General features: G+C 72.1%; 27 protein-coding genes. 8 read left to right on the forward strand and 19 right to left on the reverse strand.

Translation table 11 applies throughout. From position 1 onward, the window contains the following. Positions 1-7: 7 nt before the first annotated feature. The 4 genes from JIG36_RS30530 to JIG36_RS30545 form a co-directional block, all read right to left on the reverse strand. The gene (locus JIG36_RS30530) at positions 8-565 is read right to left on the reverse strand and encodes a hypothetical protein (protein WP_203379840.1); all 558 of its coding nucleotides are present in this window, start codon (positions 563-565) and stop codon (positions 8-10) included. Between the two features lie 83 nt (positions 566-648). After that, a complete protein-coding gene (locus JIG36_RS30535) occupies positions 649-840 on the reverse strand; it encodes a hypothetical protein (RefSeq protein WP_203379841.1) in 192 nt (63 codons plus the stop codon). Positions 841-849: 9 nt separating this feature from the next. Beyond that, complete coding sequence (locus JIG36_RS30540) at positions 850-1,359, reverse strand: hypothetical protein (RefSeq protein ID WP_203379842.1); 510 nt, start codon at positions 1,357-1,359, stop codon at positions 850-852. 53 nt (positions 1,360-1,412) lie between these two features. Further along, positions 1,413-1,742: a nuclear transport factor 2-like protein gene (locus JIG36_RS30545; RefSeq protein WP_203379843.1), complete on the reverse strand. Its 330-nt coding sequence runs from the start codon at positions 1,740-1,742 to the stop codon at positions 1,413-1,415. Between the two features lie 147 nt (positions 1,743-1,889). Between JIG36_RS30545 and JIG36_RS30550 the strand changes: the two genes are divergently transcribed. The 3 genes from JIG36_RS30550 to JIG36_RS30560 all read left to right on the forward strand — a co-directional run bounded on the left by JIG36_RS30550 (position 1,890) and on the right by JIG36_RS30560 (position 3,955). Beyond that, on the forward strand, positions 1,890-2,135 hold the full coding sequence (locus JIG36_RS30550; protein ID WP_203379844.1) for a hypothetical protein: 246 nt from the start codon (positions 1,890-1,892) through the stop codon (positions 2,133-2,135). Next, positions 2,135-2,830: a carbon-nitrogen hydrolase family protein gene (locus JIG36_RS30555; RefSeq protein WP_203379845.1), complete on the forward strand. Its 696-nt coding sequence runs from the start codon at positions 2,135-2,137 to the stop codon at positions 2,828-2,830. The genes JIG36_RS30550 and JIG36_RS30555 overlap by 1 nt, the downstream gene beginning before the upstream one ends. 336 nt (positions 2,831-3,166) lie before the next feature. Next, positions 3,167-3,955, forward strand: a complete 789-nt coding sequence (locus JIG36_RS30560) for an inositol monophosphatase family protein (protein ID WP_307872970.1) — start codon at positions 3,167-3,169, stop codon at positions 3,953-3,955. On the opposite strand, the gene JIG36_RS30565 is transcribed toward JIG36_RS30560, so the two are convergent. Beyond that, complete coding sequence (locus JIG36_RS30565; protein ID WP_203379846.1) at positions 3,939-4,703, reverse strand: class I SAM-dependent methyltransferase; 765 nt, start codon at positions 4,701-4,703, stop codon at positions 3,939-3,941. The genes JIG36_RS30560 and JIG36_RS30565 overlap by 17 nt on opposite strands. A gap of 224 nt (positions 4,704-4,927) precedes the next feature. Between JIG36_RS30565 and JIG36_RS30570 the strand changes: the two genes are divergently transcribed. Next, a complete protein-coding gene (locus JIG36_RS30570) occupies positions 4,928-5,677 on the forward strand; it encodes a hypothetical protein (RefSeq protein WP_203379847.1) in 750 nt (249 codons plus the stop codon). A gap of 125 nt (positions 5,678-5,802) precedes the next feature. Here the strand turns inward: JIG36_RS30570 and JIG36_RS30575 are convergent, their stop codons facing one another. The 5 genes from JIG36_RS30575 to JIG36_RS30595 all read right to left on the reverse strand — a co-directional run bounded on the left by JIG36_RS30575 (position 5,803) and on the right by JIG36_RS30595 (position 9,652). Continuing rightward, on the reverse strand, positions 5,803-6,738 hold the full coding sequence (locus JIG36_RS30575) for an NADP-dependent oxidoreductase (RefSeq protein ID WP_236048526.1): 936 nt from the start codon (positions 6,736-6,738) through the stop codon (positions 5,803-5,805). A 96-nt stretch (positions 6,739-6,834) separates the two neighbouring features. Beyond that, positions 6,835-7,338 (reverse strand): nucleotidyltransferase domain-containing protein, encoded by a 504-nt coding sequence (locus JIG36_RS30580; protein WP_203379849.1) that lies wholly within the window; start codon positions 7,336-7,338, stop codon positions 6,835-6,837. A 14-nt stretch (positions 7,339-7,352) separates the two neighbouring features. Further along, a complete protein-coding gene (locus tag JIG36_RS30585; RefSeq protein WP_203379850.1) occupies positions 7,353-7,808 on the reverse strand; it encodes a VOC family protein in 456 nt (151 codons plus the stop codon). An 18-nt stretch (positions 7,809-7,826) separates the two neighbouring features. Beyond that, positions 7,827-8,534: an MOSC domain-containing protein gene (locus tag JIG36_RS30590; RefSeq protein WP_203379851.1), complete on the reverse strand. Its 708-nt coding sequence runs from the start codon at positions 8,532-8,534 to the stop codon at positions 7,827-7,829. Between the two features lie 65 nt (positions 8,535-8,599). Further along, positions 8,600-9,652: a zinc-dependent alcohol dehydrogenase family protein gene (locus JIG36_RS30595; RefSeq protein WP_307872971.1), complete on the reverse strand. Its 1,053-nt coding sequence runs from the start codon at positions 9,650-9,652 to the stop codon at positions 8,600-8,602. A gap of 84 nt (positions 9,653-9,736) precedes the next feature. On the opposite strand from JIG36_RS30595, the gene JIG36_RS30600 reads away from it, so the two are divergent. From JIG36_RS30600 to JIG36_RS30610, 3 genes are all read left to right on the forward strand, one after another. Beyond that, a complete protein-coding gene (locus tag JIG36_RS30600) occupies positions 9,737-10,312 on the forward strand; it encodes a winged helix-turn-helix domain-containing protein (protein ID WP_236048488.1) in 576 nt (191 codons plus the stop codon). Next, a complete protein-coding gene (locus JIG36_RS30605) occupies positions 10,309-11,535 on the forward strand; it encodes an MFS transporter (protein WP_203379852.1) in 1,227 nt (408 codons plus the stop codon). Before JIG36_RS30600 ends, JIG36_RS30605 begins: the two co-directional genes overlap by 4 nt. Before the next feature lie 82 nt (positions 11,536-11,617). Continuing rightward, positions 11,618-12,496, forward strand: a complete 879-nt coding sequence (locus JIG36_RS30610; RefSeq protein ID WP_203379853.1) for an STAS domain-containing protein — start codon at positions 11,618-11,620, stop codon at positions 12,494-12,496. On the opposite strand, the gene JIG36_RS30615 is transcribed toward JIG36_RS30610, so the two are convergent. Further along, positions 12,459-15,233 (reverse strand): DEAD/DEAH box helicase, encoded by a 2,775-nt coding sequence (locus tag JIG36_RS30615; RefSeq protein WP_203379854.1) that lies wholly within the window; start codon positions 15,231-15,233, stop codon positions 12,459-12,461. The genes JIG36_RS30610 and JIG36_RS30615 overlap by 38 nt on opposite strands. Before the next feature lie 87 nt (positions 15,234-15,320). Here JIG36_RS30615 and JIG36_RS30620 point away from each other — a divergent pair, with 87 nt between their 5' ends. Then, positions 15,321-16,061 (forward strand): HAD family hydrolase, encoded by a 741-nt coding sequence (locus JIG36_RS30620; RefSeq protein ID WP_203379855.1) that lies wholly within the window; start codon positions 15,321-15,323, stop codon positions 16,059-16,061. A 210-nt stretch (positions 16,062-16,271) separates the two neighbouring features. Here the strand turns inward: JIG36_RS30620 and JIG36_RS30625 are convergent, their stop codons facing one another. From JIG36_RS30625 to JIG36_RS30660, 8 genes are all read right to left on the reverse strand, one after another. Continuing rightward, positions 16,272-17,909: an alkaline phosphatase D family protein gene (locus JIG36_RS30625; RefSeq protein WP_203379856.1), complete on the reverse strand. Its 1,638-nt coding sequence runs from the start codon at positions 17,907-17,909 to the stop codon at positions 16,272-16,274. A gap of 63 nt (positions 17,910-17,972) precedes the next feature. Continuing rightward, the gene (locus JIG36_RS30630) at positions 17,973-18,182 is read right to left on the reverse strand and encodes a hypothetical protein (protein WP_203379857.1); all 210 of its coding nucleotides are present in this window, start codon (positions 18,180-18,182) and stop codon (positions 17,973-17,975) included. Positions 18,183-18,223: 41 nt separating this feature from the next. Beyond that, complete coding sequence (locus JIG36_RS30635) at positions 18,224-19,108, reverse strand: diacylglycerol/lipid kinase family protein (protein ID WP_203379858.1); 885 nt, start codon at positions 19,106-19,108, stop codon at positions 18,224-18,226. A 31-nt stretch (positions 19,109-19,139) separates the two neighbouring features. Further along, positions 19,140-20,102: a twin-arginine translocase subunit TatC gene (tatC, locus tag JIG36_RS30640; RefSeq protein ID WP_203379859.1), complete on the reverse strand. Its 963-nt coding sequence runs from the start codon at positions 20,100-20,102 to the stop codon at positions 19,140-19,142. Positions 20,103-20,111: 9 nt separating this feature from the next. Continuing rightward, entirely contained in the window at positions 20,112-20,447 is a 336-nt protein-coding gene (gene tatA, locus JIG36_RS30645; protein ID WP_203379860.1) for a Sec-independent protein translocase subunit TatA, read from the reverse strand. A gap of 136 nt (positions 20,448-20,583) precedes the next feature. Next, complete coding sequence (locus JIG36_RS30650; protein ID WP_203379991.1) at positions 20,584-20,829, reverse strand: hypothetical protein; 246 nt, start codon at positions 20,827-20,829, stop codon at positions 20,584-20,586. Between the two features lie 15 nt (positions 20,830-20,844). Further along, on the reverse strand, positions 20,845-21,807 hold the full coding sequence (locus JIG36_RS30655; RefSeq protein ID WP_203379861.1) for a helix-turn-helix transcriptional regulator: 963 nt from the start codon (positions 21,805-21,807) through the stop codon (positions 20,845-20,847). Beyond that, entirely contained in the window at positions 21,804-22,787 is a 984-nt protein-coding gene (locus JIG36_RS30660; RefSeq protein WP_203379862.1) for a helix-turn-helix transcriptional regulator, read from the reverse strand. The genes JIG36_RS30655 and JIG36_RS30660 overlap by 4 nt, the downstream gene beginning before the upstream one ends. Positions 22,788-22,855 lie beyond the last annotated feature (68 nt).

Raw genomic sequence — 22,855 nt, forward strand, 5'->3', positions numbered from 1 at the left:
GCCGCGGCTAGCCCTCGGCCACTTCGGGGGCCCGCCGCTCCCGCGCTGCGTCGGCGGCTAGCTGCGCCTCTACGTAAGCGGCCCGCTCCTTCCCTGCGGCGACGGCGGCCCGCTCCTTCCCTGCGGCGACGGCGGCCTGCTGCTCCCCTGCGGCGACGGCGGCCCGCTGCTCCCCTGCGGCGTCGGCGGCCCGCTGCTTCTCTGGGGCGTTCTGGGCGGCCGCGAACGCCTCTTCGGGCTGCTCCTCCAGGCGACGGACCAGGTCTTCCAGCGTCGCGGTGAAGGCAGCGGCGTCGATTTCCCCGGCGCACCGGCGCCGCCACAGCTCGGCCAGGCTGTCGCCGATCTCGCCCCGCTCGATCAGGTGGTCGCTGAAGGCCAGGTTCCTCTCCATCAGCACGGGAACGGGGTCGTCGTACACGGTCCATTTGTCGGCGATGAGGGTCCGGCTGAATCGCGCTTCGGCGGATATGCCACGCCCGGCGATCTCGACGTCTTCGAGGGTGCTCTCCGGGCCCCGCACGATGTCGACGAGCGCCCCCAGGATCTCCGAGTTGTGCACCATGCCCCGCCGCCCCCATCGACCGCCGCCTCTACGCCGCGCACGATATCCCGAGGCGGCGGCCGCGGCATCGGACTTTCCCGGCGCTAGCCTCCCGCAGGCGGCTCGTCGGGCTCGCCCTCGTCGAGGTTCGCCCGGCGCTCGTTGATGCCCTTGTTGCTGCTGCCGGAGGCCGGCGTGGTGGCGGACGGCGGCCTGTCGGTGGGGAACTCGTCGGTCTCCGGGGAGCCGGTGACGTGCTGGTCCGTGCTCGCTCCCGCATTCGGCGTCTCAGTCATGACCAGTGACTACCCGCCCTGCGGCGAGTGATGCGCCAGCACGTCGGCGGCCAGTTCGGCGATCGCGACCGTGCCGTCGACCGTGATCACCCGGTAGCCCAGCGAACGGGCCTCGGCCGCCACCCGCACCGCGAACTGCGCGTCGCGTCGCATCCAGCGGTCGAACGCAGTCGGGGGCAGACCGGCCACCAGATCGAGGGCCCAGCCGCGCTGTCCGTAGTGGTGACGCTGGAACGCCTCGGTCGGCACGATCCAGACGGCGCACGACGGCGGGACGCCCGCCGCCGACACCAGCGACGGCAGAAGCGCGGCCCCCTCGACCACGGCCGGGTCGGGGAGCTCGTCCAGGATCAGCGGAAACTCCGCCCGGTACATCCGGAAGACCTTCTCCACCTGTACGGCGATGGGCTGCGCCAGCCGTTCCCCGACGGGCATCACGGAAAAGCCGGCGACCTCCATGTGCCGGTCGAAGGCGTCGTCGCACGAGTGGAGCGGCCACCCCAGGGCAGCGGCGACCATGGCGGCCACCGTGCTCTTGCCGGCGCACGGGGAACCGCCGATCCAGACGCGGGTCAGTGGAACTCGATCAGCATGCTGATCACGCGGCCGTCCGCGTAGCCGAGGGTCAGCGTGCCGGTGCCGCCCTTGTCCCACTCGAACTCGATGCGGCCGTTGTCGTCCCCGATGCGCCCGTTGTCGCCGGACGGGACGGGACGCATGGTGTCGGTCGGCGGATTCGCCTCGTAGGCCGCGCCGACGACGTCGCGACCCCGGAACGGGCCGACCGGCACACCGACGAACGTCATCACCACGTCGGGGTGCAGCGCGTCGACGAACGGCTTCCAGTCGCCGCTGACGACGGCGGTGTTGAAACGGTCGATGTGTGCGGCCGCGATATCCATGACCCTGCACCCTATGCCCAGGTTCTTGATTCGCAGTCAAGCCGGGCGGCGGGTTGTCCGGCAGACTGCGGGCATGCCGGACAGCGCGCGGATCCCCGCGAGTTCACACAGGACCATGAGGCGGCGTTGCGAGCGCCGAAACCCGCCATGGTGACCAGCGCGCTGCGGGCGCTGAATCCCCTTCCGATCCCCGGCACGTCGCGGGCGCTGAAGCCTGCCGCGGAGACCAGTACGTTGCGGGCGCTGAAACCCGCCTCGGCGACCGGCGCATTGCGGGCGCTGAGGCCCTCTGCGGCGACCGGCACGTTGCGGGCGCTGAAACCCGCTGCGGCGACCGGCACGTTGCGGGCGCTGGAATCCGATGCGGCGACCGTCGATCCCGGGCTTTCCTGATGCGGGTGGGTGTGTGCCAGACGCCGGAGATCGTCGGGGACGAGCGGTCGGCCCTCGCCGTCGTCCATGATCTCGCGCGGCAGGCCGAGGGCGCCGACCTGCTCGTCTTTCCGGAGTGCTTTCTGCAGGGCTACCGGCCCGAGGCGGCGTTCGTGCGGAGGCATGCGAAAGAGCTTTCCGACGTACGGGTCCCGGTGACGCCGACCGTGGTGCTGGGTCTGATCGAGCGCCGCGGAAACCGTTACTTCAACACCGCGGCAGTCATCGCCGGCGGGCGCGTCGTGGGTGCGTACCGGAAGACGTTTCTGACCCGGGGCGAAAAGGTGTTCACGGCGGGCGACGCCTATCCCGTCTTTCCGTGCGCGGGCGTCACTTTCGGGGTGAACATCTGCTTCGACGCCCAATACCCGCACGCCGCCGCCGCGGTCGCCCGCCAGGGAGCGACCTTGCTGACGCTGCCGGCGCAGAACATGATGCGCCGCGAGAACGCCGTCCACTGGCAGCACCGCCACAACGAGCTGCGCCGCCGCCGTATCGCCGAGACCGGCCTGTGGCTGGCCTCGGCCGACGTCACCGGCGAGCGCGGCCCGACCCACCTGGGCCTGGGCCCGACGTGCGTCCTCAACCCGGCCGGCGAGATCGTCGCCATGGTCCCCACCGGCACCACCGGCGTGGCGGTCGCCGAGATCGGCTGACGGCAGCAGGCTCCCGACGACCGACGCCACGATCGACCGACAGCGGACGCACCTCCGACAACGAGCGCCGAGACAGCCCAACGCCGCCGACGCCACGATCGGCCGACCGCGGACACGCCTCCGACAACGAGCGCGAGACAGCCAACGCCTCGGACGACCGGAGCCACGATCGGCTGAAAGCGGACGCGCCTCCGACCACCGGCTTCGAGATCGTCTGACGTCGCCGGGGGCCTCTGACGACCGGCAGGTGACGGGAGGGGGAAATACGCGGGTGATGCGGGTGACACACCCGCGATTCGCGTCGGGTGGGCCGGTGGGCGGAGGCAGGATGAGGATGTGGAGACGGATCTTCAGCTCGCCCAACGTGCCGCGATGACCGGAGCGGCGGTCGCGCTGCCGCATTTCGAGGCGCTCGCCGACCTGCCCCGGGAACTCAAGGCCGACGGCTCGGTCGTCACCGCGGCCGACCGTGCCGTCGAGTCCGCGATCCGGGACGTGCTGGCCGCGGCCCGGCCCACCGACGCCGTCCTCGGCGAGGAGGAGGGCCAGACCGGCGCGTCCGGGCGCCGCTGGATCATCGACCCGATCGACGGCACCGCCCTGTTCGTGGCCGGCGACAACCGCTGGCTGATCCTGATCGCCCTCGAGGAGGACGGCGAGGTGACCACCGCGGTCGCCGCGCACCCCGCGCAGGGCAGCCTCTGGTGGGCGACCCGCGGCGGCGGCGCGTTCGAGGGCCGGATCGTCGGCGGCCGGGTGGTGGCCGAAACGCCCGTCCACGTCTCGGCGGGCGCCGACACGGTGGCCGGCAGCCGCCTCGGCGTGGTCCCCGAGGAGTGGAACCGCGAACTCGTGGCGCCTCTCAAGGAACTGACGCCCGCGCTGCACTGGCCCATCCACCCCGCCCTGATGATCGCTCGCGGCGACCTCGACCTGGCCGTGCAGACCGGCGGCCAGATCTGGGACTTCGCCAGCACGTCGCTGATCGTCCGCGAGGCCGGCGGCGCCTACAGCGGCATCGACGGCCGCCCGCAGCCCGGGCCCGGCGCTTCCGTGTACGCCCGCAGCGACGCCCTGCGCCAAGCCGCCCTCGAGGCCATGGCCGTCGTCAGCGGCTCGCGGTGATGAGGACGGCGTTCTGGCGTACACGGAAAGCACCGTCGGCCGCGATCCGGGACTCGACGAAATCGCGGACGGCAGCCTCCTCGTCCGGGGTCAGCGGCGGCCGGTCCTGGCTGGCCAGGTAGAGCAGCACCGGCTCGACGTCGGGAATGTCCAGACTCGACGGATAACTCTCGACCCCGACATGCTCGAAGAGCGTTTGCACGTACGCGGTAGCGCTCGCCACGGTGATCCCGTTGTGGGCGGGCCGCAGCGTGTGGTCGGGCCGTCCGATCGCGGGCCCGATCTCGGACAGTTCGGCGAGATGGCCAGTCCCGTTGAGGCCCATGGCGAGCCGCCCGCCCGGCCGCAGCACACGCGCGAACTCCCGCAGCGCCGCCTCGGGGTCGTCCAGGTGATAGAGCATGTGGTTGGCGATCAGCAGGTCGAAGCTCGCGTCGGGGAACGGCAGGGAAGCGGCGTCCTCGCGCAGCACCGTCGCGCCGGGCACCGACCGCAGCCGCTCGCACATGACCGGCGAGAAGTCGACCAGGGTGAGCCGCATGTCGTATCCGCTCGGGTCGACCCGGTTCCACAGTTCACCGGTGCCGGCGCCCACCTCGATCACGTCCCCGCGCAGCGGCAGCCGCTCGGCCAGCCACGTGTACCAGTCCTGCGGGTTCGTACGGTGGTCGTAGATCGCGATCCGGGCCGTCAGATTGCTGGTCGTGGACGCGTACTGCGCCTCGGCCCGCGCTCGGGGAGTGGTCATGGGCGGCATCGTAGAACCGCCGCGCCGCCACGCCCAGAACCCTGGCACGCCGTAGAGCGCGCCACACCGCGGAACGCGCCACGCCGACACAGCCGCCACGCCCAGAGCCCGCCACGCCGAAGCGCACGACGCCGGGAACGCGTCATGCCGGGAACGCGGCGTGCGGCTGAGCGGGCGGGGATGCGTACGGACGCAATTTGATCGTGGCCGTTAGGGTCTGCGGCGTGGATGTCGCGCGCACCTTCCTCGATGAGATCGACGCCCGCTGCCCCGACGGCCAGACCGGGCTCTTCCTGCACGGTTCGCTGTGCTGGGGCGAGTTCTTCGAGGGGAGCGACGTCGACTTCGTCGGCGTGTGGGACAGCCCGCCCGACCACGCGCTCCTGGCCGAGGCGCACGAGGCGACCAAGGCCCGCCACCCCGAGGTGGTGTTCGACGGCTTCCACTGCACTCCGGCCGACCTGGCGGTCTCGGCGCTCACCGTGGGGCGGCGACCCGCGTTCTTCCAGGGCCGGTTCGAGGCCGAGGGCAAGATCGACATCAACCCGGTGACCTGGCACGAGCTGGCCGAGCGGGCGGTCGTGGTGCGCGGGACGCTGCCGCCGGTGCACACCGACAAGACCGAGCTGCGCGACTTCACCCGGGGCAACCTCGACACGTACTGGCGCTCCACCATCGGCGAGGTCGAGCAGGCCGGTGTGGTCGAGTTCGGCCGGCATGAACCGTCGATCGCCTGGGTGGTGCTGGGCGTGGCGCGGCTGCACCATCTGCTCGCGAAGGACGCAATCACCTCGAAGAGCGGCGCGGGCCGATACATCGTCGAAGAGCTCGACCCCCGCTGGCACCGCCTGGGCGCCGACGCGCTGCGCATCCGCGAACGCCCGGGCGACCCGACCGGCTACGACGACCCGGCCGTACGCGGGCAGGAAGCGTACGAGTTCCTGAAGTGGGCGGTCGAAGACGGCGTGCGGTAAAGGCCGGTTTCATGACTGAGATGGGGCTGCGGAGGGGCCCAGATCCCGCTATAGCCCGGTTCCAACACACCGGGAGAACACCGGGAGCCGGGCTGGCACCAGACCCACACAGTCGTGAAACAGCCCTATGAGATCCGTACGAGCATCTTGCCGGTGTTCTCGCCCTTGAGCAGCCCGATGAAGGCGGCCGGCGCGTTCTCCAGCCCGTCCACAATCGTCTCGCGGAAACGGATCCGGCCGTCGCGCACGAGCGGTCCGACCTCGGCCAGGAAGTCGGGCATACGGCGGTTGTGGTTGCTCACGATGAAGCCGCGCAGGTTGAGCTCCTTGCCGATGGCCAGGGCCAGGTTGCGCGGGCCGGCCGGGGCCGAGGTCTCGTTGTAGCCGGCGATCGCGCCGCACATGGCCACCCGCCCGTACTTCTTGAGCGAACCGATCGCCGCCTCGAGGTGGTCGCCGCCGACGTTGTCGAAATAGACGTCGATGCCGTCCGGGGCGGCCTCGCGCAACTGCTCGCGAACAGGCGCGTCGCGGTAGTTGAAGGCCACGTCGAAGCCCAGGTCGTCGGTCAGGTGGCGCACCTTCTCGTCCGAGCCGGCGCTGCCGATGACCCGTGCCGCGCCCCGCTCGCGGGCGATCTGCCCCACGATGCTGCCCACCGCACCGGCGGCGCCCGAGACGAAGACGGTGTCGCCCTCCTGGAACCGGGCGATGTCGATCAGACCCACGTACGCGGTGAAGCCGGTCAGCCCGAGAGCCCCGAGGTATGCCGAGAGGTCGGCCTGCTCGGGGTCGACCACGCGGGCATGGGCGGCGTTGACCGCGGCGTATTCGCGCCAGCCGAGCCCGTGCACCACGTACGAGCCCATCGGCACCTGCTCGGACTGCGAGGCCACCACTTCCCCGACCGCACCCCCGTCGAGCGGCGCCCCGAGCTGGAACGGCGGCACGTACGACTTCACGTCGTTCATCCGCCCGCGCATGTACGGGTCGACCGACATGAGCACGTTGCGGACCAGCACCTGCCCCGGCCCCGCCTCGGGCATCGGCGCCTCGGCCATCTCGAACGTGTCCTCGGTCGGCCACCCCTGCGGCCGCGCCGCAAGCCGGATCTCTCTCACACCCCTACCGTACGGTGCGACCCCGCCCGCAGCCGCTCAGAACCCGGCCGGAAGCGCGATCCCGAACCTTTCACAGAGCCGGGCCACGTCGTGCCGGTCCTTGTCCCGGGCCGGATAGCCGGTGTGCCACCGCACCGCCCATTCCGCGTCCTCACAGCGCACCGCGACCCCGCCGACGACTCCTTTGCCACCGAGCGCCGCCGCCGCGAAAGTCTCGCCCCCGAGCGCCGATCCATAGTGCAGATCCCCGTCCGCACGAACCTCGTAGAGGTGCAGATCGACCCGGAGACGTCCCCCGTCGTGCAGCACGAAGTTCCAGGGCCGGTCCCCCGCCCACGGAAAGATCCGGTCCACTCCCCGATGCGCCAGTCCGAGAAAGGCCTCGTGCAGTTTCTCGGCTCGGATCCAGACGTCCAGGTCGGAATGCTCCCGCGTCTGCTCCCCGAGAAGCGCGTCCACCGCCCACCCGCCGCTGAGGCAGACGTCGACGCCGCGCCCGTCGAGCTCCGTCACGAGCCCGACCACGTCCGAGGCGTCCATCCGCACCGCTCGGACTACCGTTCCGGCTGTTCGGTGATGGTGTAGCGGTCGCCGACGACCTCGCGCAACTGCTCGACCGGCAACTCCTCGGCCGCGGTCCGCAGGTTCCAGCGGTGCCCGGACGGGTCGATGATCCACCCGGCCGTCGAACCGTCGTCCTGGGCCTTGACCGGGCGTTCGACGGTGGCGCCGGCCTCGACCGCCCGCTCAGCGGTGGCGACGGCGTCCGGCACGCTGAGCACCAGCGACAAAGGCGTTCCCCCGTACGCGTAAGGGCTGCGCACGCCGATCTCCGGATATTCGTCGGCGAGGAACAACGGCTCACCGGCCAGGCTCAGTTCGGCGTGACCGATCCGCCCGTCGTCGGCGGTCCAGCGCTGGACCTCGGTCGCACCGAACACGCTGGTGTAGAAGTCGATCGCCGCGGCGGCGTCCGGGCAGCACAGGTATGGCAACAGCCCTTGTCCCATGTCCGCCACCCTACGGGCTCAGGCCCACCGGCACCGGTCCCCGACGGTGACCGGGCCGGGCTGCTCGACCGCGGCGAAGACCCCGAACGTCATGTCGTGCGCATCGGCCAGGGTCTTGAGCAGGTCGTTGCGGTCGGGCGCCACGGACTGGGCCATGTCGATCATGACGCAGCGGGTGAGCGGGCGGACCACGCGCAGGACGAGCCGCGGCCCGATCCGCAACACGCGGCCGGGCCAGTCGTCCTCAGGAAAGGAGGGAGGCCCGGCCAGGTCGAGCAGCAGGTTGGCCCGGAAGCGGAGCGGGTCGATCGTGTCGAGACCGGGGTCGGGCCCGCACAGCCCCGTCAACCGGGCCAGCGCGGCCGTCGTGACGAGGCTGACCGGCCCCTCGTCGTGGTGCGGCACGGCCGCCTCGCGGGCCAGCGTCACCGGGCGTCCGAGGTGGGCGCTGACCGCACGGTGGGCGGCGGGGTCGTCGGCCGTGAATTCGCGACCGTCGGGCAGGCGCACGGTCGGGGCCGGCTCTCCCCCGTACGCGGAAAGGTCGAAAAGCCCGGCCATGCGACGGAACCGGCGGGTGTTCTTGCCGCTGCCGAACTTGCCGTCGGCATCGCGCACCGCCCACAACCGGTCGCCCTCGATGCCTCGCTCCCGGACCGTCGCCGCGGGCAGGGTCTCGCCCAGCAGAGACTTGACCGGATAGCGGCGGATCTCGGCGACCTTCACGAGCCCGGCCTTCCCGAACGCGGCCGCCGGGTTCCGTCAGCTCGTCGCGGATTCATGCCCGCAGCCTAGGGCCGCAGCAGAACCTTCGTGGCCCGGCGCTCGTCCATCGCGGCGTAGGCGGCCGCCGTCTCCGAGAGCGGCAACGTCAGGTCGAAGACCTTTCCCGGCTGGATGCGGCCGTCCATCACCTCGGGCAGCAGCTCGGCCATGTAGTCACGGACCGGCGCGACCCCACCCCGGACGCCCACATTGGTCCCGAACATCAGCGGCACCGGCAGTTCGGGGCCGCCGGCCGGAACGCCCACGAAACCGACCTGGCCGCCGGGCCGGGCCGACCGCAGCGCCTGGTCCATCGACTCCTTCGTGCCCACGCATTCCAGAACCACGTCGGGCCCGACGCCGTCGAACATCGTCTTCAGCACGCCGATGCCCTCGTCGCCGCGTTCGGGCACGATGTCGGTGGCGCCGAACTCGCGGGCCAGGGCCTGCCGGGCCGCGTGGCGTGACATCGCCACGATGCGGGCGGCGCCGAGGCGCTTGGCCGCGATGACCGCGCCGAGCCCGACCGCGCCGTCGCCGACCACCGCCACGGTCGACCCTTCGCGCACCCCGCCCGAGACGGCCGCGTGGTGACCCGTGCACATCACGTCGGAGAGCGTCAGCAGGCCGGGGATCAGCGCGTCGCCGGGCTGTCCACCAGGCACCACGAACAGCGTGCCGTCGGCGAGCGGAACCCGTACGGCCTCGCCCTGCCCGCCGTCCGCGAAGCCCTCGCCCTCGACCTCGGCGCCCCAGGCCCCGCCGTGCAGGCAGGACGTGCTGAAGCCGTTGCGGCAGTTCACACAGACGCCGTCGCAGACGTAGAACGGCGCGATCACGAAGTCGCCGGTCTTGACCGTCCGCACGTCGGCGCCGACCGCCTCGACCACGCCGACGAACTCGTGGCCCATCCGGCGGGGCTGGGTGATGGTCCGGACGCCGCGGTAGCCCCACAGGTCGGACCCGCAGACACAGGACGCGACGACCCGCACCACCGCGTCGCGACCGGTGCTGATCACCGGGTCGGCGACCTCTTCGACGCGGATGTCCCGTTCCCCGTGCATGTATGTGGCGAGCACGTGTTTCCTCCGATGAGCAGCAGTGCAGAGATCCTATGCATAAGTGCGTTGCAAGCCTTTCCCGTACGGCCATAGCGTCGTCCCATGACCACGGGGAGCGCACGGACAGACAAGCACGAGGTCGTGCTCAGCACCGCCGAAACGATGCGTGTCATGGCTCACCCGCTGCGCATGCGGATCCTCGGTTCGCTGCGGCTGGACGGCCCGGCGACCTCGGCCATCCTGGCCCGCCGCCTCGACACCGACTCCGGTCAGACCAGCCACCATCTCCGTCTGCTGGCCCGGCACGGTTTCGTGACCGAGGCGCCCGAGCGCGGCCGCGGCTCGCACGGGCGGGAGCGCTGGTGGAAGGCCGCGCACGCGTCGACCACCTGGGACACCGGCGACGCCGAGGCGACCCGGGCCTTCGAGCGCACCGCCCGCGCGGTCTGGGACCTCGCCATGGACAAGTTCCACCGCGAGGCGTCGCACGGCCGGTGGAGTCCCCAGTGGTACGACGCGGCGGCCAGCTCCGAGCGGGTCATCCGGACGACCGCCGAGGGCCTGGAACGGCTGCGCGAGCAGATCGACCGGCTCATCGAGGAGGCCGACAATCCCGGTCCGGACTCCGAGACGGTCATTGTCGTCACCCACGCCTACCCGCGACGGGCCCAGAAGTGACCTCGACGAGCCTGTGGCGCAACCGCGAGTTCAACCTGCTCTGGTCGTCGCAGTCGCTGTCCGACCTCGGCGACGGCATCGCCTCGCTCGCCCTGTCGCTGCTGGTGCTGGTGAAGACCGGTTCGCCGGTGAGCGCGGGCCTGGTCGGCACCTTGACCCAGGCCACGCGCCTGCTGCTACGGCTGCCGGCGGGGGTGCTGGTGGACCGTCTCGATCGCCGCCGCACCCTGGTGGCCTGCGACGCCGTACGGCTGCTGGCCTTCGCCGCCCTCACCACGGCGGTTCTCACCGACCGCGCCGGGCTGGTGCTGATCCTCGTGGTCGCCGTCGTCGACGCGGCCGCCAGTGCGATCTTCGGCACCGCCGAGGACGCGTCGCTGCGCAGCATCGTGCCGATCCGGCAACTGCCCGACGCCGTGGCCCGCAACGAGGCCCGCTCGTACGGCACCTCGCTGGCCGGTCCCCCGCTCGGCGGCCTCCTGTTCGGACTGGGCCACGCCGTCCCGTTCGCCGCCAACGTCGTCTCGTACCTGGTGTCGATCACGGCCGTGCTGGCCATCCGCAAGCCGCTGCAGGCGCCGCGCGAGGACGAACCTCAGGCGTACGGGGCCGCCCTGGCCGAAGGTCTCCGGTTCGTCTTCACCCACCCCTTCCTGCGTACGTTGATGCTGGTCGCCGCGCCGTTGAACTTCGCGATCAACGGTGTGGTGTTCGCCCTGATCGTGGCCCTGCAACGCGCCGGCACGACGCCCGCGGTGATCGGACTGACCGAGACGATCGTCGCCGCCGGCGGTCTGCTGGGCGCGTTCGCCGCCCCGGCCGTCCAGCGCCGGCTCGGGCTCGTCGCTCTCACCCGCTCGATCTGCTGGGCCGCCGCCGTCCTTCTGGCCAGTGCCGCGCTGTTCCCCTCGAGCATCGCCGCCGCGATCCCGCTCGGCCTCACCGTCTTCTTCGGGCCGGCCGCGAACGCCGCGCTGTTCGGATTCCAGGCCGCGATCACCCCCGACCGGCTCCAGGGCCGCGTCATCAGCGTGATCATGGTCGCCGCGACGTCGATGGCCGCGGCCGCCCCGTTGCTGGCCGGCGTGGTCCTGTCCACGCGGGGTCCGGCCACCGCGATCCTGGTCTTCGCGGCCACGGTCGCCGGTTCGGCCCTGGTCGCGACGTTCAGCCGCGGCCTGCGTTACACCCCGGAGCCGGTCGAGGCCCAGCCGGCGTCCTGAGCTCTCACCCCACCGTGCGGTCAGATGGCCGGTGCCGCCGGTGGTCGCGTAGCCTGGGCGAAACGTCCCATCGGCGGTAACCATGAACCTGCAGTCACCCGTTTCGGTAACACCCAGCGAGCACACCGGCCTCATCTCTCTGGCCGGCGCCCTCGACGCCGCCGCCCACGACCGGGTGCGCGCCGCGCTGGGCGCTGCCCTGGCCTACGCGGGTGCCCGCCGCTACCACGACGTCGTGGTCGACGTGGCCGGGGTGCGGTTCATCGACGCCGGCACGATCCGCATGCTGGTCGGCGCGCACCGCACGGCGGCCGGCGCGGGCCGGCGTTTCCGGTTGACCGGGGTGCGCGACACCGTCCGCCGGGCCATCGTGGCGTCCGGCTCGGCTCCGGTGCTTCTGCCCTACGCCGAGGCCGACACCGGGCCGCGGCCCGCGCTCGTTCCGCGGCTGTTGCTCGGTGACGGCGCCGACGACCTGGCCCGGGCCTCCGCGGAACGCCAGCGGGCCGAGGACGACCAGGTCCGCATCCGGGCCCGCATCCAGCAACAGGCGGTCGACGGCGAGGTCCGCGCCACCCGCCGCACCCTGCTGGCCGATCTGCGCGAGCAGCTGCGCACCAGGCCCCGCGCCCTGATCTCCGACGACTTCCTCGCCCTGGCCGACCCCGAGACCGTCTATGCCGCGATCCTGATGGCCGCCACCATCGTGGGCGGCGCCGACGCCTGCGAGCTGCGCCTCGAGGACAAATACGGCACCGTCTGGCGCCGTGGCTTCGGCGACGACCCCTTCCCGGTCGTGCACGCCTACACGCTGCGCACCCCCGACGGCCAGGTGGCCGGGATCCTCGCGCTGCATTTCCGCAGCGACGAACGGCCCGGCGAGCCCGAACTGGTCGCGGAGTGCGCCGAGACCGCCCTGTCGTTCACAGACCGGCCTGGTATGCCAGCACCCCCCGGTTGACCGCGGTGATCGCCTTGCGGGCGGTGGCGCGCAGCGTCTCGGAGGCCGCCGACGCCTCGCGCAGCTGGCTGAGCAGGTCGAGCACCTGCCGCGCCCAGCGCACGAAGTCGCCCGCGGGCATGTCGGTGTCGTAGCTGTGGCCGCCGCTGGCCAGCACCCGGGCGAGAGGTTCGCCCCGGGCCCAGCGGTACATCGGCCAGACGAACCCCGGGTCGGGCTCGCGGGTCAGGGTCAGCCCGTGGTCGGACTCGTCGGCGGCGATGTCGCCCCACAGCTTGCCGCAGGCGTCGACGGCCGTGGTGATCGCGCCCTTGGGCACCGAGGCCCGGTCGTCGGTCTCGCGGCGCGACTCGTAGAGCACCATCGACACGGCGGCGGCCAGCTCCTCGGGTTCGAGCTCGTCCCACACGCCCTGCCGCAGGCACTCGGCCACCAGCAGGTCGGCCTCGGACCAGATGCGGCCGAGCATGCGCCCGCTCTCGGTCACCTCGACGCCGTCGGGGCCGGGAGCGAGATAACCCCGCCCGGCCAGCACCGCGCACACCTGGTCGAAGGTGCGGGCCAGCGAGCCCGTGCGCCCGGCGACCTTCTCGCGCAGCGCGTCGGTGTCGCGCAGCAGCCGGTGGCGGCGCTCGGCCCAGCGGGCGTGGTCTTCGCGGTCGGGGCAGGCGTGGCACGGGTGCTGGCGCATCTGCACCTTGAGCAGCGCGATCTCGGAGTCTTCACCCGGGTTGCCGCCACCGCCCCGGTTGCGCCGGCGGCCGCTGTTCACCGTGCGGTCGTGGCCGGTCGCGCTGACCTGGGCCGCCAGGTCGCGGCGGGCGGCCGGTGAGCGCGGGTTGAAGTGTTTGGGCACGCGCACCCGGTCGAGCACCTTGGCCTCTTCGGCGAAGTCGGCCGGGCTGACCCGGCCGGCCCACCGGTCCTGGGTGAGCACGAGCGGGCGGGGCTCGCCGAACCCGCCGTTGGGCGCCTCGAGCACCACGGCCAGCCCGGCCCGGCGGCCCTGGGCGACCCGGATGACGTCACCCACGCGCAGCTTCTCGAGCGAGGTGATCACGGCGGCCCGGCGCTGGGAGGCGCCCTGACGGGCGATCGCACGTTCCCGGTCGGCGATGGCGACCCGGATCGCGAAGTATTCGTCGAAGTCGCCGTGGTGGCAGGCGCCGTCGGCCCCGTACGTCTCCATGGTCTCGACGTTGCGCTGCACCTGGCGGGCCAGGCCGACCACCGAACGGTCGGCCTGGAACTGGGCGAACGACGACTCGAGCAGGTCGCGGGCCTGGTCGGCGCCGACCGAGCCGACCAGGTTGACGGCCATGTTGTAGGACGGGCGGAACGACGACCGCAACGGATAGGTGCGCGTGGAGGCCAGGCCGGCCACGTGACGCGGGTCGACCTCGGGGCTCCACAGCACCACGGCGTGCCCCTCGACGTCGATGCCGCGGCGCCCGGCCCGCCCGGTGAGCTGCGTGTATTCGCCCGGGGTGAGGTCGACGTGGGCCTCGCCGTTGAACTTCACGAGCCTTTCCAGGACGACGCAGCGCGCGGGCATGTTGATGCCGAGCGCCAGCGTCTCGGTGGCGAACACCGCCTTGACCAGGCCCTGGACGAAGCATTCCTCCACCGCCTCTTTGAAGGCGGGCAGCATGCCGGCGTGGTGGGCGGCGACGCCGCGCTCGAGGCCGTCGAGCCATTCCCAGTAGCCCAGCACGGACAGGTCTTCGCGCGGGATCGTGGCGACCTTGGCCTCGGCGATGCGGCGGATCTCGGCCCGCTCGTCGGCGTTGGTCAGGCGCAGCCCGGCGGCCAGGCACTGCTGCACGGCGGCGTCGCAGCCGGCGCGGCTGAAGATGAACGAGATCGCGGGCAGCAGATCGGCGCGTTCGAGCCGGTCGACCACCTCGGCCCGCGGCGGCGGCTGCCAGCGGCGGGACCGGCCGCCGCGGCCGGGGCCGTAGGACCGGTCGGTGAACTCGAGCCGGCGCTGCATCTCGCGGGTGTAGCGCAGCAGCTCGGGGTGCACGTCGTGTTTCTTGGCGGCGTCGGCGTCGTGGAACAGGTCGAACATGCGCCGGCCGACCAGCATGTGCTGCCAGAGCGGGACGGGGCGGTGCTCGCTGACCACGACCTCCGTCTTGCCGCGGACGGTGACCAGCCAGTCGGCGAACTCCTCGTAGTTGCTCACCGTGGCCGACAGCGACACCAGGGTCACCGAGGCCGGCAGGTGGATGATCACCTCTTCCCAGACCGCGCCCCGGAACCGGTCGGCCAGGTAGTGCACCTCGTCCATCACCACGTAGGCCAGGTTGTTGAGCGCCGCCGAGCCCGAATAGAGCATGTTGCGCAGCACCTCGGTGGTCATCACGACCACCGGGGCGTCGCCGTTGATGGCGTTGTCGCCGGTGAGCAGGCCGACCTGCTCGGGGCCGTAGCGCTCGACCAGGTCGTGGTATTTCTGGTTGGACAGCGCCTTGATCGGCGTCGTGTAGAAGCACTTGCGCCCGCCGGCGCGCAGCGCGAGGTGCACCGCGAACTCGCCCACGACGGTCTTGCCGGCGCCGGTGGGCGCGCACACAAGCACGCCGCTCCCACGTTCGAGTGATTCGCAGGCGGCGCGCTGGAAGTCGTCGAGGTCGAAGCCGACGTCGAGCATGAAATCGGAGAGGGCGGGGAACTCGGCCACCCGGGCCGCCCGCCTCTGGGATTCCGCATACCGTTCGGCGGGACTCGTCATGACCACCAGGCTAGTTCGTGCGTGTGACAAGAAGGAGCACGGGCGGTTGCGTCCCGGCCCGCGTGGCGTGGTGGGTATGGTGCTCCCGTGCCGGATGTCGCATCGACCGATCACCCTCCCCATCGGCCGCACCGTCAGGTCGACGCCGTGCTGTTCGACTTCCACGGCACGTTGGCGCAGGTCGAAGACCCTGTGACGTGGGTCGTGGCGGCCGCGCTGGCGTGCGGTCGCGAGCTCGACCGGGGCCGGGCCACCGTGCTGGCCGACCGGTTGGTCACAGCCGGGCGCGCCGGGGGTCCGCTGCCCTACCGTGTGCCGCCCCACCTGGCCGAGCACTGGGCCGACCGCGATCTCTACGCCCAGAGCCACCGCGCCGCCTTCACGGGCCTGGCCTCGACCGTCTCGACCGACGTGGAGGGGCTGGCCGACGCCCTCTACGAGCGGTTGCTGGCCCCCGACGGCTGGCTGCCCTACGCGGACACCGAGTCGACGCTGCGCACGCTGCACGAGGCCGGCATCAAGGTGGCGGTGGTCAGCAACATCGGCTTCGACATCCGGCCCCTGTTCGACGCGTGGGGCCTGAGTTCCCTGATCGACGCGTACGCCCTGAGCTTCGAGCTCGGACGCACCAAGCCCGATCCCGCGATCTTCCTGCGGGCCTGCGGGATGCTCGCCGTCGACCCCGAGCGCACCCTCATGGTCGGTGACACGCCGGCCGACGCCGGGGCGGTCGCGGCCGGGTGTGCGGCGCTGGTGCTGCCCGCGGCCGAGCCGGGCCGCCCCAACGGTCTCGGGGCGACCCTGGCCCTGGCCGGCTGCGCGGTCTGATGCCCGCGGCCGCGGCGGGCCGTCCCAACGGTCTCGGGCGACCCTGGCCCTGGCCGGCTGCGCGGTCTGATGCCCGCGGCCGCAGCGGGCCGTCCCAACGGTCTCGGGCGACCCTGGCCCTGGCCGGCTGCGCGGTCTGATGCCCGCGGCCGCGGCGGGCCGTCCCAACGGTCTCGGGCGACCCTGGCCCTGGCCGGCTGCGCGGTCTGATCAGGGGCGGAGCGTCTCCTGGGCGACGGTGTCGGCCGGGTCGACGGCGGCCATGAGCGACGGGGTCGGGTTGTCGGCGGTCTGGTGCAGGCCGGGCCGCCGGTCCTCGACGACGAACGTGGCGCGCGTGTGGACGGGTGCTCCCGGCGTGGTCACGTACGGCACGACCCGGAAGTCCGCGGTGAGGCTGTCGGGCGTGATGCGCGTACGGACGTAGCCTCTCTGGTTGTTGTAGAACCGCAGGTGCGGGTTCCAGGCCGCCCACGGGTGCTGCCCGGTCGGCACGTCGGCGCCGTTGCCGGTCGACGTGATCGACGAGCAGACCAGCTCGGTCCCGACGGTCCGCGAGGTCGGGTCGGCGTAGTCGAGTTTGAGCTCGTCGGCCCAGTGCGCGTGCACGTCGCCGGTGAGCACGACCGGGTTGCGCACCCCGGCGTCGACCCAGCCCCGGGTGATCCGGTCGCGCGACGCGGCGTAGCCGTCCCACGAGTCCATGCTGGTCACCACCTGTGGACCCGAGTTGTTGTCCCGCTGTCCGAAGAAGACCTGCTGCCCCAGCACGTCCCAGCGGGCGGTCGAGCGGCGGAACCCGTCGAGCAGCCACTTCTCCTGCCGCTCGCCGGTGATCGAGCGGGCCGGGTCGTACGCGTCGGCGCAGTCCTTGTAGCCGTCGCCGCAGGCCTGGTCGTCGCGGAACTGGCGGGTGTCGAGCATGTGGAACGTGGCCAGCCGCCCCCAGTGCAGGCGCCGGTAGAGCTGCATGTCGATGCCGCGCGGGATCGAGGAGCGGCGCAGCGGCATGTTCTCGTAGTAGGCCTGGAACGCGGCCGCGCGCCGGGCCAGGAAGGTCGGGTCGGGCTGCTCGGGCACCTCGTCGGCCCAGTTGTTCTCGATCTCGTGGTCGTCGAACACCACCGCCCAGGGCGCGACGGCGTGCGCGGCCTGCAGGTCGGGGTCGGTCTTGTACTGGGCGTGCCGCTGCCGGTAGTTGGCCAGGGTGACGGTCTCGGGGCCGGCGTGGTCGCGCGGGTTGCCGCCCGGGACGGTGTAGACGCCGGCCTGGTATTCGTACTGGTAGTCGCCCAGGTGCAGCACGATGTCGGGCTCGTCGGCAGCGAGGTGGCGATAGGCCGTGAAGTAGCCGTGCTCATATTGCGAGCAGGAGGCGAACGCCATGGCGAGGGTGCCTCCGGCGGCCCACGACGACGGGGCGGTGCGGGTGCGGCCCACCGGCGACAGGTAGCCCTCGGCGCGGAAGCGGTAGAAGTACTCGCGTCCCGGCAGCAGGTGACCGACCTCGACGTGCACGGTGTGGGCCGACTCGGGCCGCGCGGCCGTCACGCCGCGCCGCACGATCCGGCGGAAGCGTTCGTCGGCGGCGACCTCCCACTCGACGGGGACGACGCGGGCGGGCATGCCGCCGAGGCCGTCCTCGGCCAGCGGGGCCGGGGCGAGCCGGGTCCAGAGCACGAAACCGTCGGATTCGGGGTCGCCCGAGGCGATGCCCAGGGTGAACGGGTCGGCGCGCAGCGGGCCGCGGTAGGGCGCGGCGGTGGCGGCCAGCGGCCAGGTCGTCGCGGCACCGGCCACGCCGGCGGCGGCCGAGCTCAGCAGGAGGGTGCGTCTCGAGAGTGCCATGCCCGCAGCCTGGCGAGCATAGATGTACTTGGATTGATGACGGCCTTACGCGCTGGTGAAACCTCAGGCGTACGAGTCGAGGTTGACGCCCTGACGCTGACCGGGAACGGGCTTCGGCGCCTCCGGGGCGGTGGGCTCGGGGGTCTTGGCCAGCGCCGGGGTGACCGGCTCGGACTTGCCCGACTCGGCCGCGGCCTCGGCCATGCTCTTCAGGTTGGAGCGGGCGGTGTCGTAGGCGGAGGTGACCAGGGAGGAGAGCGAGTTGATCTGCATGTCCTCCCGATCGGCCGGTCCCCCGCGATCTGATGAACAATTCACCGGAGCAACCGAACCGCACCCGGCGCACACGTCAAGTCGAGGTCGAGGGGGCCGAGACGTTCCCCGTCCGCGTAGGCGATGATGCCGCCGGAGCGCAGACGCACGTTCCGGGCGCGGAAGACGGTGACCCTGGGGTCGGTGATGTGGGTGCCGCGCCGCAGCCGGGGCTTGAGCCGGGCCAGCGCGGCCCGCCCGAACGGCGCCGCGATCACCACGTCGAGCAGGCCGTCGGTGGGGTCGGCGCCGGGCAGGATCCGCATCCCGCCGCCGTAGCTGGCGCAGTTGCCCACCGCCACCAGCATGCCTTCGAAGCTGTGGTCCTCGCCGTCCAGCTCGAGCTCGTACTTCCGCGGTTTGAGCCGGGCCAGTTCCAGCAGGATCGCCAGGTCGTACCGCCGGGGCCCGCGCGGCCAGGTCATCGCGTTGGCCCGCTCGTTGACCAGCGCGTCGAAGCCGCCCGCGAGCACCGCCCCGAACCACCGCGGGGCGTCTGCGCCGACCCGGGCCAGATCGACCGGCACGTGCCGGCCCTCGGCCAGCGCGGCCGCCACCACCCCGGCCGCGGCCAAGGGGTCGACCGGCATGCCGACGCCGGCCGCGAAGTCGTTACCCGTGCCGGCCGGGACCACCCCGAATCCCACCGGACGCTCGGCCACCGCCTGCAACGCCCGGTGGATCGTCCCGTCGCCGCCCACGGCCACCAGAGCCGCCACGCCTTCGTCGACCGCCGCCCGGCTCGCGGCCTCGGCTTCCTCGCCGCTGTGGGCCTCCAGCAGCCGGGCCGCCGGGCCCAGCCGCTGCAGCACCTGGGAAAGCAGATCGCGGTGCCGGCCACGCCCCGCCGAGGGGTTGGCCAGCACCGCGATGTCGTCGCTCGTCACAGCCGGGCAGCATAGCCGCCCGGTCAGTGACCTACGTCATGTCGTCGAAGCGTCCGTCGAGCGGGCGGGGCTTGGTGACCGGCGTGGGCGCGTCGATCGGGGTCGGAGCCTCGATCGGGTCGGACGCCCCGACCGGCACGCGCTCGTCCTCGAGCGGCGAGATCGTGTCGTCGTCGAGCCCGGCGTAGAGCTCCTGGCCGCGGCCCCGGCGTTTGTCGTTGAGCGCGGCCACACCGGTCGCGATCAGATAGAGCACGACCATGCACAGCGCCAGCAGCGTCATGCCGAACGGGCCCGGGTCGGGGGTGGCGATCGCGGCGAACGCGAACGACAGGAACACCACGATCCGCCACCAGCCCAGCAGCTTCTTCGCCGACACGACGCCGGTGAAGTTGAGCATGAGCAGGATCAACGGGAACTCGAAGGCCACGCCGAAGATCAGGATCATGTTCGTCACGAACCCGATGTATGACGAGACCTCGAGTTTTGTGGCCTCCCCGAGGACGCCGGCCTCCATGATGAAGGCCAGGCTGTGGCCGACCACGAAATAGGCCAGGACGCCGCCGCCGATGAACAGCGGGGCGGCGATCGCGACGAACACGTACGCCCATTTGCGCTCGTGGCGGTGCAGGCCCGGCGCGATGAACGCCCACAGCTGATAGAGCCAGACCGGGGAGCCGACGATCAGGCCGACCCACAGCGCGATCTTGAGGCGCAGGATCAGCGTGTCGGTGACGTTGAGGACGACCCAGTCGCAGTATTGCGTGCCGTCGGCGCGGGTGGCGATCGACGACGGCAGGTCACAGTAGGGCGCCTCGAGCAGGTGGAACACCCACTGCGACAGGACGAAACCGACGATCAGCCCGGCGACCAGGCCGAGCGAGGCGATGAACAGCCGGTTACGCAGCTCCCGGACATGGTCGAGCAGCGTCATGGAGCCGTCGGAGGCCTGCTGGAACTTGCTGGGCCCCTGACGGCGAAGGGCTAGCTTCATGCCCGTGGGTCAGCGGTCGTTGGTGCGCTGCTGGACCGGGTCGACATAGGGCTGGGCCGGCGGCGGCTGGTAGCCCTGGGGCTGCTGGTAGCCCGGCTGCGGCGGCGGCGCCTGCTGGTATCCGCCCGGCTGCTGGATCTCACCGTTGATCGGCTGGCGCGAGTATTGCGGCTCGGCCTTCTCGGCGACGTCGTTGTTGTCGTCCACCAGGCCCTTGGTCTCGGCCTTGATGATCCGCAGCGACCGGCCGAGCGAACGGGCCGCGTCGGGCAGCCGCTTCGCGCCGAACAGCAGCACGAGGACGACCACAAAAACGATGATGTGCCATGGCTTGAGGGCGCCCATGGGTGAACTCCAGTCGGTCGGATCAGGTGTGCGGGGTCCATCGTACGTGTCAAATCTGGTGATGCGGACCACGGACCCTTGTGGGTTTGCCACCATCCCCGCAAATCCTTGGACAACGGGGAAGGAACGCCGCAGGTTACCCCTTCTTCTCCGCCGGCGACAGGGCCGCCACGTGCTCGGAGGCCAGCTCGGCCCGCTGCTGCACTTCGAGCAGCGTCTCCTGCATCTCGGCCACGGACCGCTGCAGTCGGGCCGCCTCGGTCTGGCGCGTCTGCAGGCGCCGGGCGGCGCGGTCGAGCCGGCCCAGGCGGCCGAACAGGCGCGCTCCCACCACCGCCAGGATGATCACAGCGACGACGACCACGGCGATCCAGATCCACATCAGCACCGGGCCACCCTACCGGCCGGGGGTGCTGTACTGGTCGAGCGCGGCCGTGGCCTGCTCGCGGATGCGGGCCAGCAGCTCGGGCGGGCCGAGCACGGTGACGTCGGGGCCCAAGCCGAGCAGCAGGCGCTGGGCCCAGCCCAGGTCGGTGACCCGCATGGTCACGATCCACTCGTCGCCGCTCTCGCGCCGCACGTCCTCGACCGGGTAGTACTCGGTGATCCAGCGGCTGCCCCGGCCCACCCGCAGGGTGACGAGCTGCAGGTCGGGGGTGGGGTGGAAGACGCCGTCGGAGACGTCGTGGGGCACCGCCTCGGCCGGCGGCCGGGACGGCTCGTCGAGTTCGGTGAAGTCGTCGATCCGGTCGATGCGGAACAGGCGGGTGGCTTCGGCCCGGCGGCACCAGGCCTCCAGGTAGGCCTTGCCGCCCACCATCAGCACCCGCATCGGGTCGACCACGCGGTCGGTGGTCTCGTCGCGGGCGGCCGTGTAATAGGTCATCCGCAGCGCGTGGCCGCTGCCGACCGCGGCCCGCACCTTGTCGACGCGCTTGGAGTTGGCCGGCAGCCGCACCGCGACCGGGGCCCCGGCCAGGTCGCCGGCCGCGTTCTCGATCTTGGCGAGGGCCCGCTCGATGACGTCGCGGTTGCCGGTGCCGGGGGTCTCGGCCAGCATCCGCAGCGCCACGACCAGGGCCAGGGCCTCGTCCTGGGTGAGGCGCAGCGGGCGGTCGATGCCGGCGTCGTGGCTGATCGTGACCCGGTCGCCGTCGAGCGCCATGTCGATCAGGTCGCCCGGGCCGTAGCCGGGCAGGCCGCAGACCCAGAGCAGTTCGAGGTCCTCGCGCAGCTGGCGTTCGCTCACGCCGAGGTCGGCCGCGGCCTCGGCGACCAGGATGCCGGGGCGGGCCAGCAGGTAGGGGACGAGATTGAGGAGGCGTCCGAGACGGTCCGCGCTCTGCCGGGGCCCGGTCATGCGGCTGCCACCTCGTGCCGGGTGACGACCTCTTTGAGCAGCTGAATGACGGCGTCACGGACCTCGGGCGGCCCGTCGGCGCGCACGTCGGGCCCGTAGCCGACGATCGTCGAGGCCAGGCGTTCGGCGTCCGAGTACGGGATGGTCAGCCGGTCGCCCTCGGGCCCGGGCCGCGACCCGACGGCCCAGCGACGCAAACCGGCCGCCTTGCCGGGGCGCACGGTCACGGTGGCCCGGCCGGTGTGCGCGACCGGCCCCGACCACTGGGCGACGTGGCTGATCAGGTCTTCGTTCTCGGGCGGGCTGAACGCGCCCGGACGGCCCAGCGGCTTGACCGCGCCGACGATGCGCGACAGCCGGAAGCAGCGGGTGGCGGCCCGGTCGCGGTCGTGGCCCACCACATACCAGCGGCCCTGCCAGCAGACCACGCCCCACGGCTCCAGCTTGCGGACCGCCGGGTCGTCGACCTCGGGCACGCGGTAGCTGAACGAGACCGCCCGGCGGTCGCGGGCGGCGCTGGTGAGCGGGCCGAACGCCGGGTCGACGGTGACGACCGGCTCGACCCCGAGGGTGGCCTGCGGGTCGACCTCGACCCCGGCCGCGCGCAGCTTGGCCAGGCCGGAGGAGGCGGCCGCGGCCAGACCGGCGTGCTGCCAGAGGCGGGCCGCGATGCCGACGGCGGCGGCCTCGTCGGGTTCGAGCAGGATGTCGGGCAGGGCGTATTCGCGGTGGGCGATGCGGTAGCCCGGTTCCTGGTCGAAGACGCTGGCCGTGCCGGTCTCGAGCGGGACCCCGAGTTCGCGCAGCTCGGCCTTGTCGCGTTCGAACTTGCGCTGGAACGCTTCGTGGTCGCGCGGGTCTTCCGGGTCGTGCTCGTAGCCGGGGACGGTCGCGGCGATCTGCGCGGCGGTCAGGAACCGCCGCGTGGAAAGCAGGCAGATTACCAAATTCACCAGGCGCTCGGTGCGGGTCCGCGACACGATTGGCAACGCTAGCAGGGTGGACGCGACAGTGACGTACGCGCTACACCCGGACGGTTTCCGGCGGC

Source organism: Paractinoplanes ovalisporus, assembly GCF_016834655.1.
GTDB lineage: Bacteria > Actinomycetota > Actinomycetes > Mycobacteriales > Micromonosporaceae > Actinoplanes > Actinoplanes ovalisporus.

Bases quoted from the DNA above. Each gene is read 5' to 3' on its own strand.
- JIG36_RS30530 (WP_203379840.1), bottom strand. From the start codon at position 565: ATGGTGCACAACTCGGAGATCCTGGGGGCGCTCGTCGACATCGTGCGG.
- JIG36_RS30535 (WP_203379841.1), bottom strand. From the start codon at position 840: ATGACTGAGACGCCGAATGCGGGAGCGAGCACGGACCAGCACGTCACC.
- JIG36_RS30540 (WP_203379842.1), bottom strand. From the start codon at position 1,359: ATGGTCGCCGCTGCCCTGGGGTGGCCGCTCCACTCGTGCGACGACGCC.
- JIG36_RS30545 (WP_203379843.1), bottom strand. From the start codon at position 1,742: ATGGATATCGCGGCCGCACACATCGACCGTTTCAACACCGCCGTCGTC.
- JIG36_RS30550 (WP_203379844.1), top strand. From the start codon at position 1,890: ATGGTGACCAGCGCGCTGCGGGCGCTGAATCCCCTTCCGATCCCCGGC.
- JIG36_RS30555 (WP_203379845.1), top strand. From the start codon at position 2,135: ATGCGGGTGGGTGTGTGCCAGACGCCGGAGATCGTCGGGGACGAGCGG.
- JIG36_RS30565 (WP_203379846.1), bottom strand. From the start codon at position 4,703: ATGACCACTCCCCGAGCGCGGGCCGAGGCGCAGTACGCGTCCACGACC.
- JIG36_RS30575 (WP_236048526.1), bottom strand. From the start codon at position 6,738: ATGGCCGAGGCGCCGATGCCCGAGGCGGGGCCGGGGCAGGTGCTGGTC.
- JIG36_RS30580 (WP_203379849.1), bottom strand. From the start codon at position 7,338: ATGGACGCCTCGGACGTGGTCGGGCTCGTGACGGAGCTCGACGGGCGC.
- JIG36_RS30585 (WP_203379850.1), bottom strand. From the start codon at position 7,808: ATGGGACAAGGGCTGTTGCCATACCTGTGCTGCCCGGACGCCGCCGCG.
- JIG36_RS30600 (WP_236048488.1), top strand. From the start codon at position 9,737: ATGACCACGGGGAGCGCACGGACAGACAAGCACGAGGTCGTGCTCAGC.
- JIG36_RS30610 (WP_203379853.1), top strand. From the start codon at position 11,618: ATGAACCTGCAGTCACCCGTTTCGGTAACACCCAGCGAGCACACCGGC.
- JIG36_RS30615 (WP_203379854.1), bottom strand. From the start codon at position 15,233: ATGACGAGTCCCGCCGAACGGTATGCGGAATCCCAGAGGCGGGCGGCC.
- JIG36_RS30625 (WP_203379856.1), bottom strand. From the start codon at position 17,909: ATGGCACTCTCGAGACGCACCCTCCTGCTGAGCTCGGCCGCCGCCGGC.
- JIG36_RS30630 (WP_203379857.1), bottom strand. From the start codon at position 18,182: ATGCAGATCAACTCGCTCTCCTCCCTGGTCACCTCCGCCTACGACACC.
- tatC (WP_203379859.1), bottom strand. From the start codon at position 20,102: ATGAAGCTAGCCCTTCGCCGTCAGGGGCCCAGCAAGTTCCAGCAGGCC.
- tatA (WP_203379860.1), bottom strand. From the start codon at position 20,447: ATGGGCGCCCTCAAGCCATGGCACATCATCGTTTTTGTGGTCGTCCTC.
- JIG36_RS30650 (WP_203379991.1), bottom strand. From the start codon at position 20,829: ATGTGGATCTGGATCGCCGTGGTCGTCGTCGCTGTGATCATCCTGGCG.
- JIG36_RS30655 (WP_203379861.1), bottom strand. From the start codon at position 21,807: ATGACCGGGCCCCGGCAGAGCGCGGACCGTCTCGGACGCCTCCTCAAT.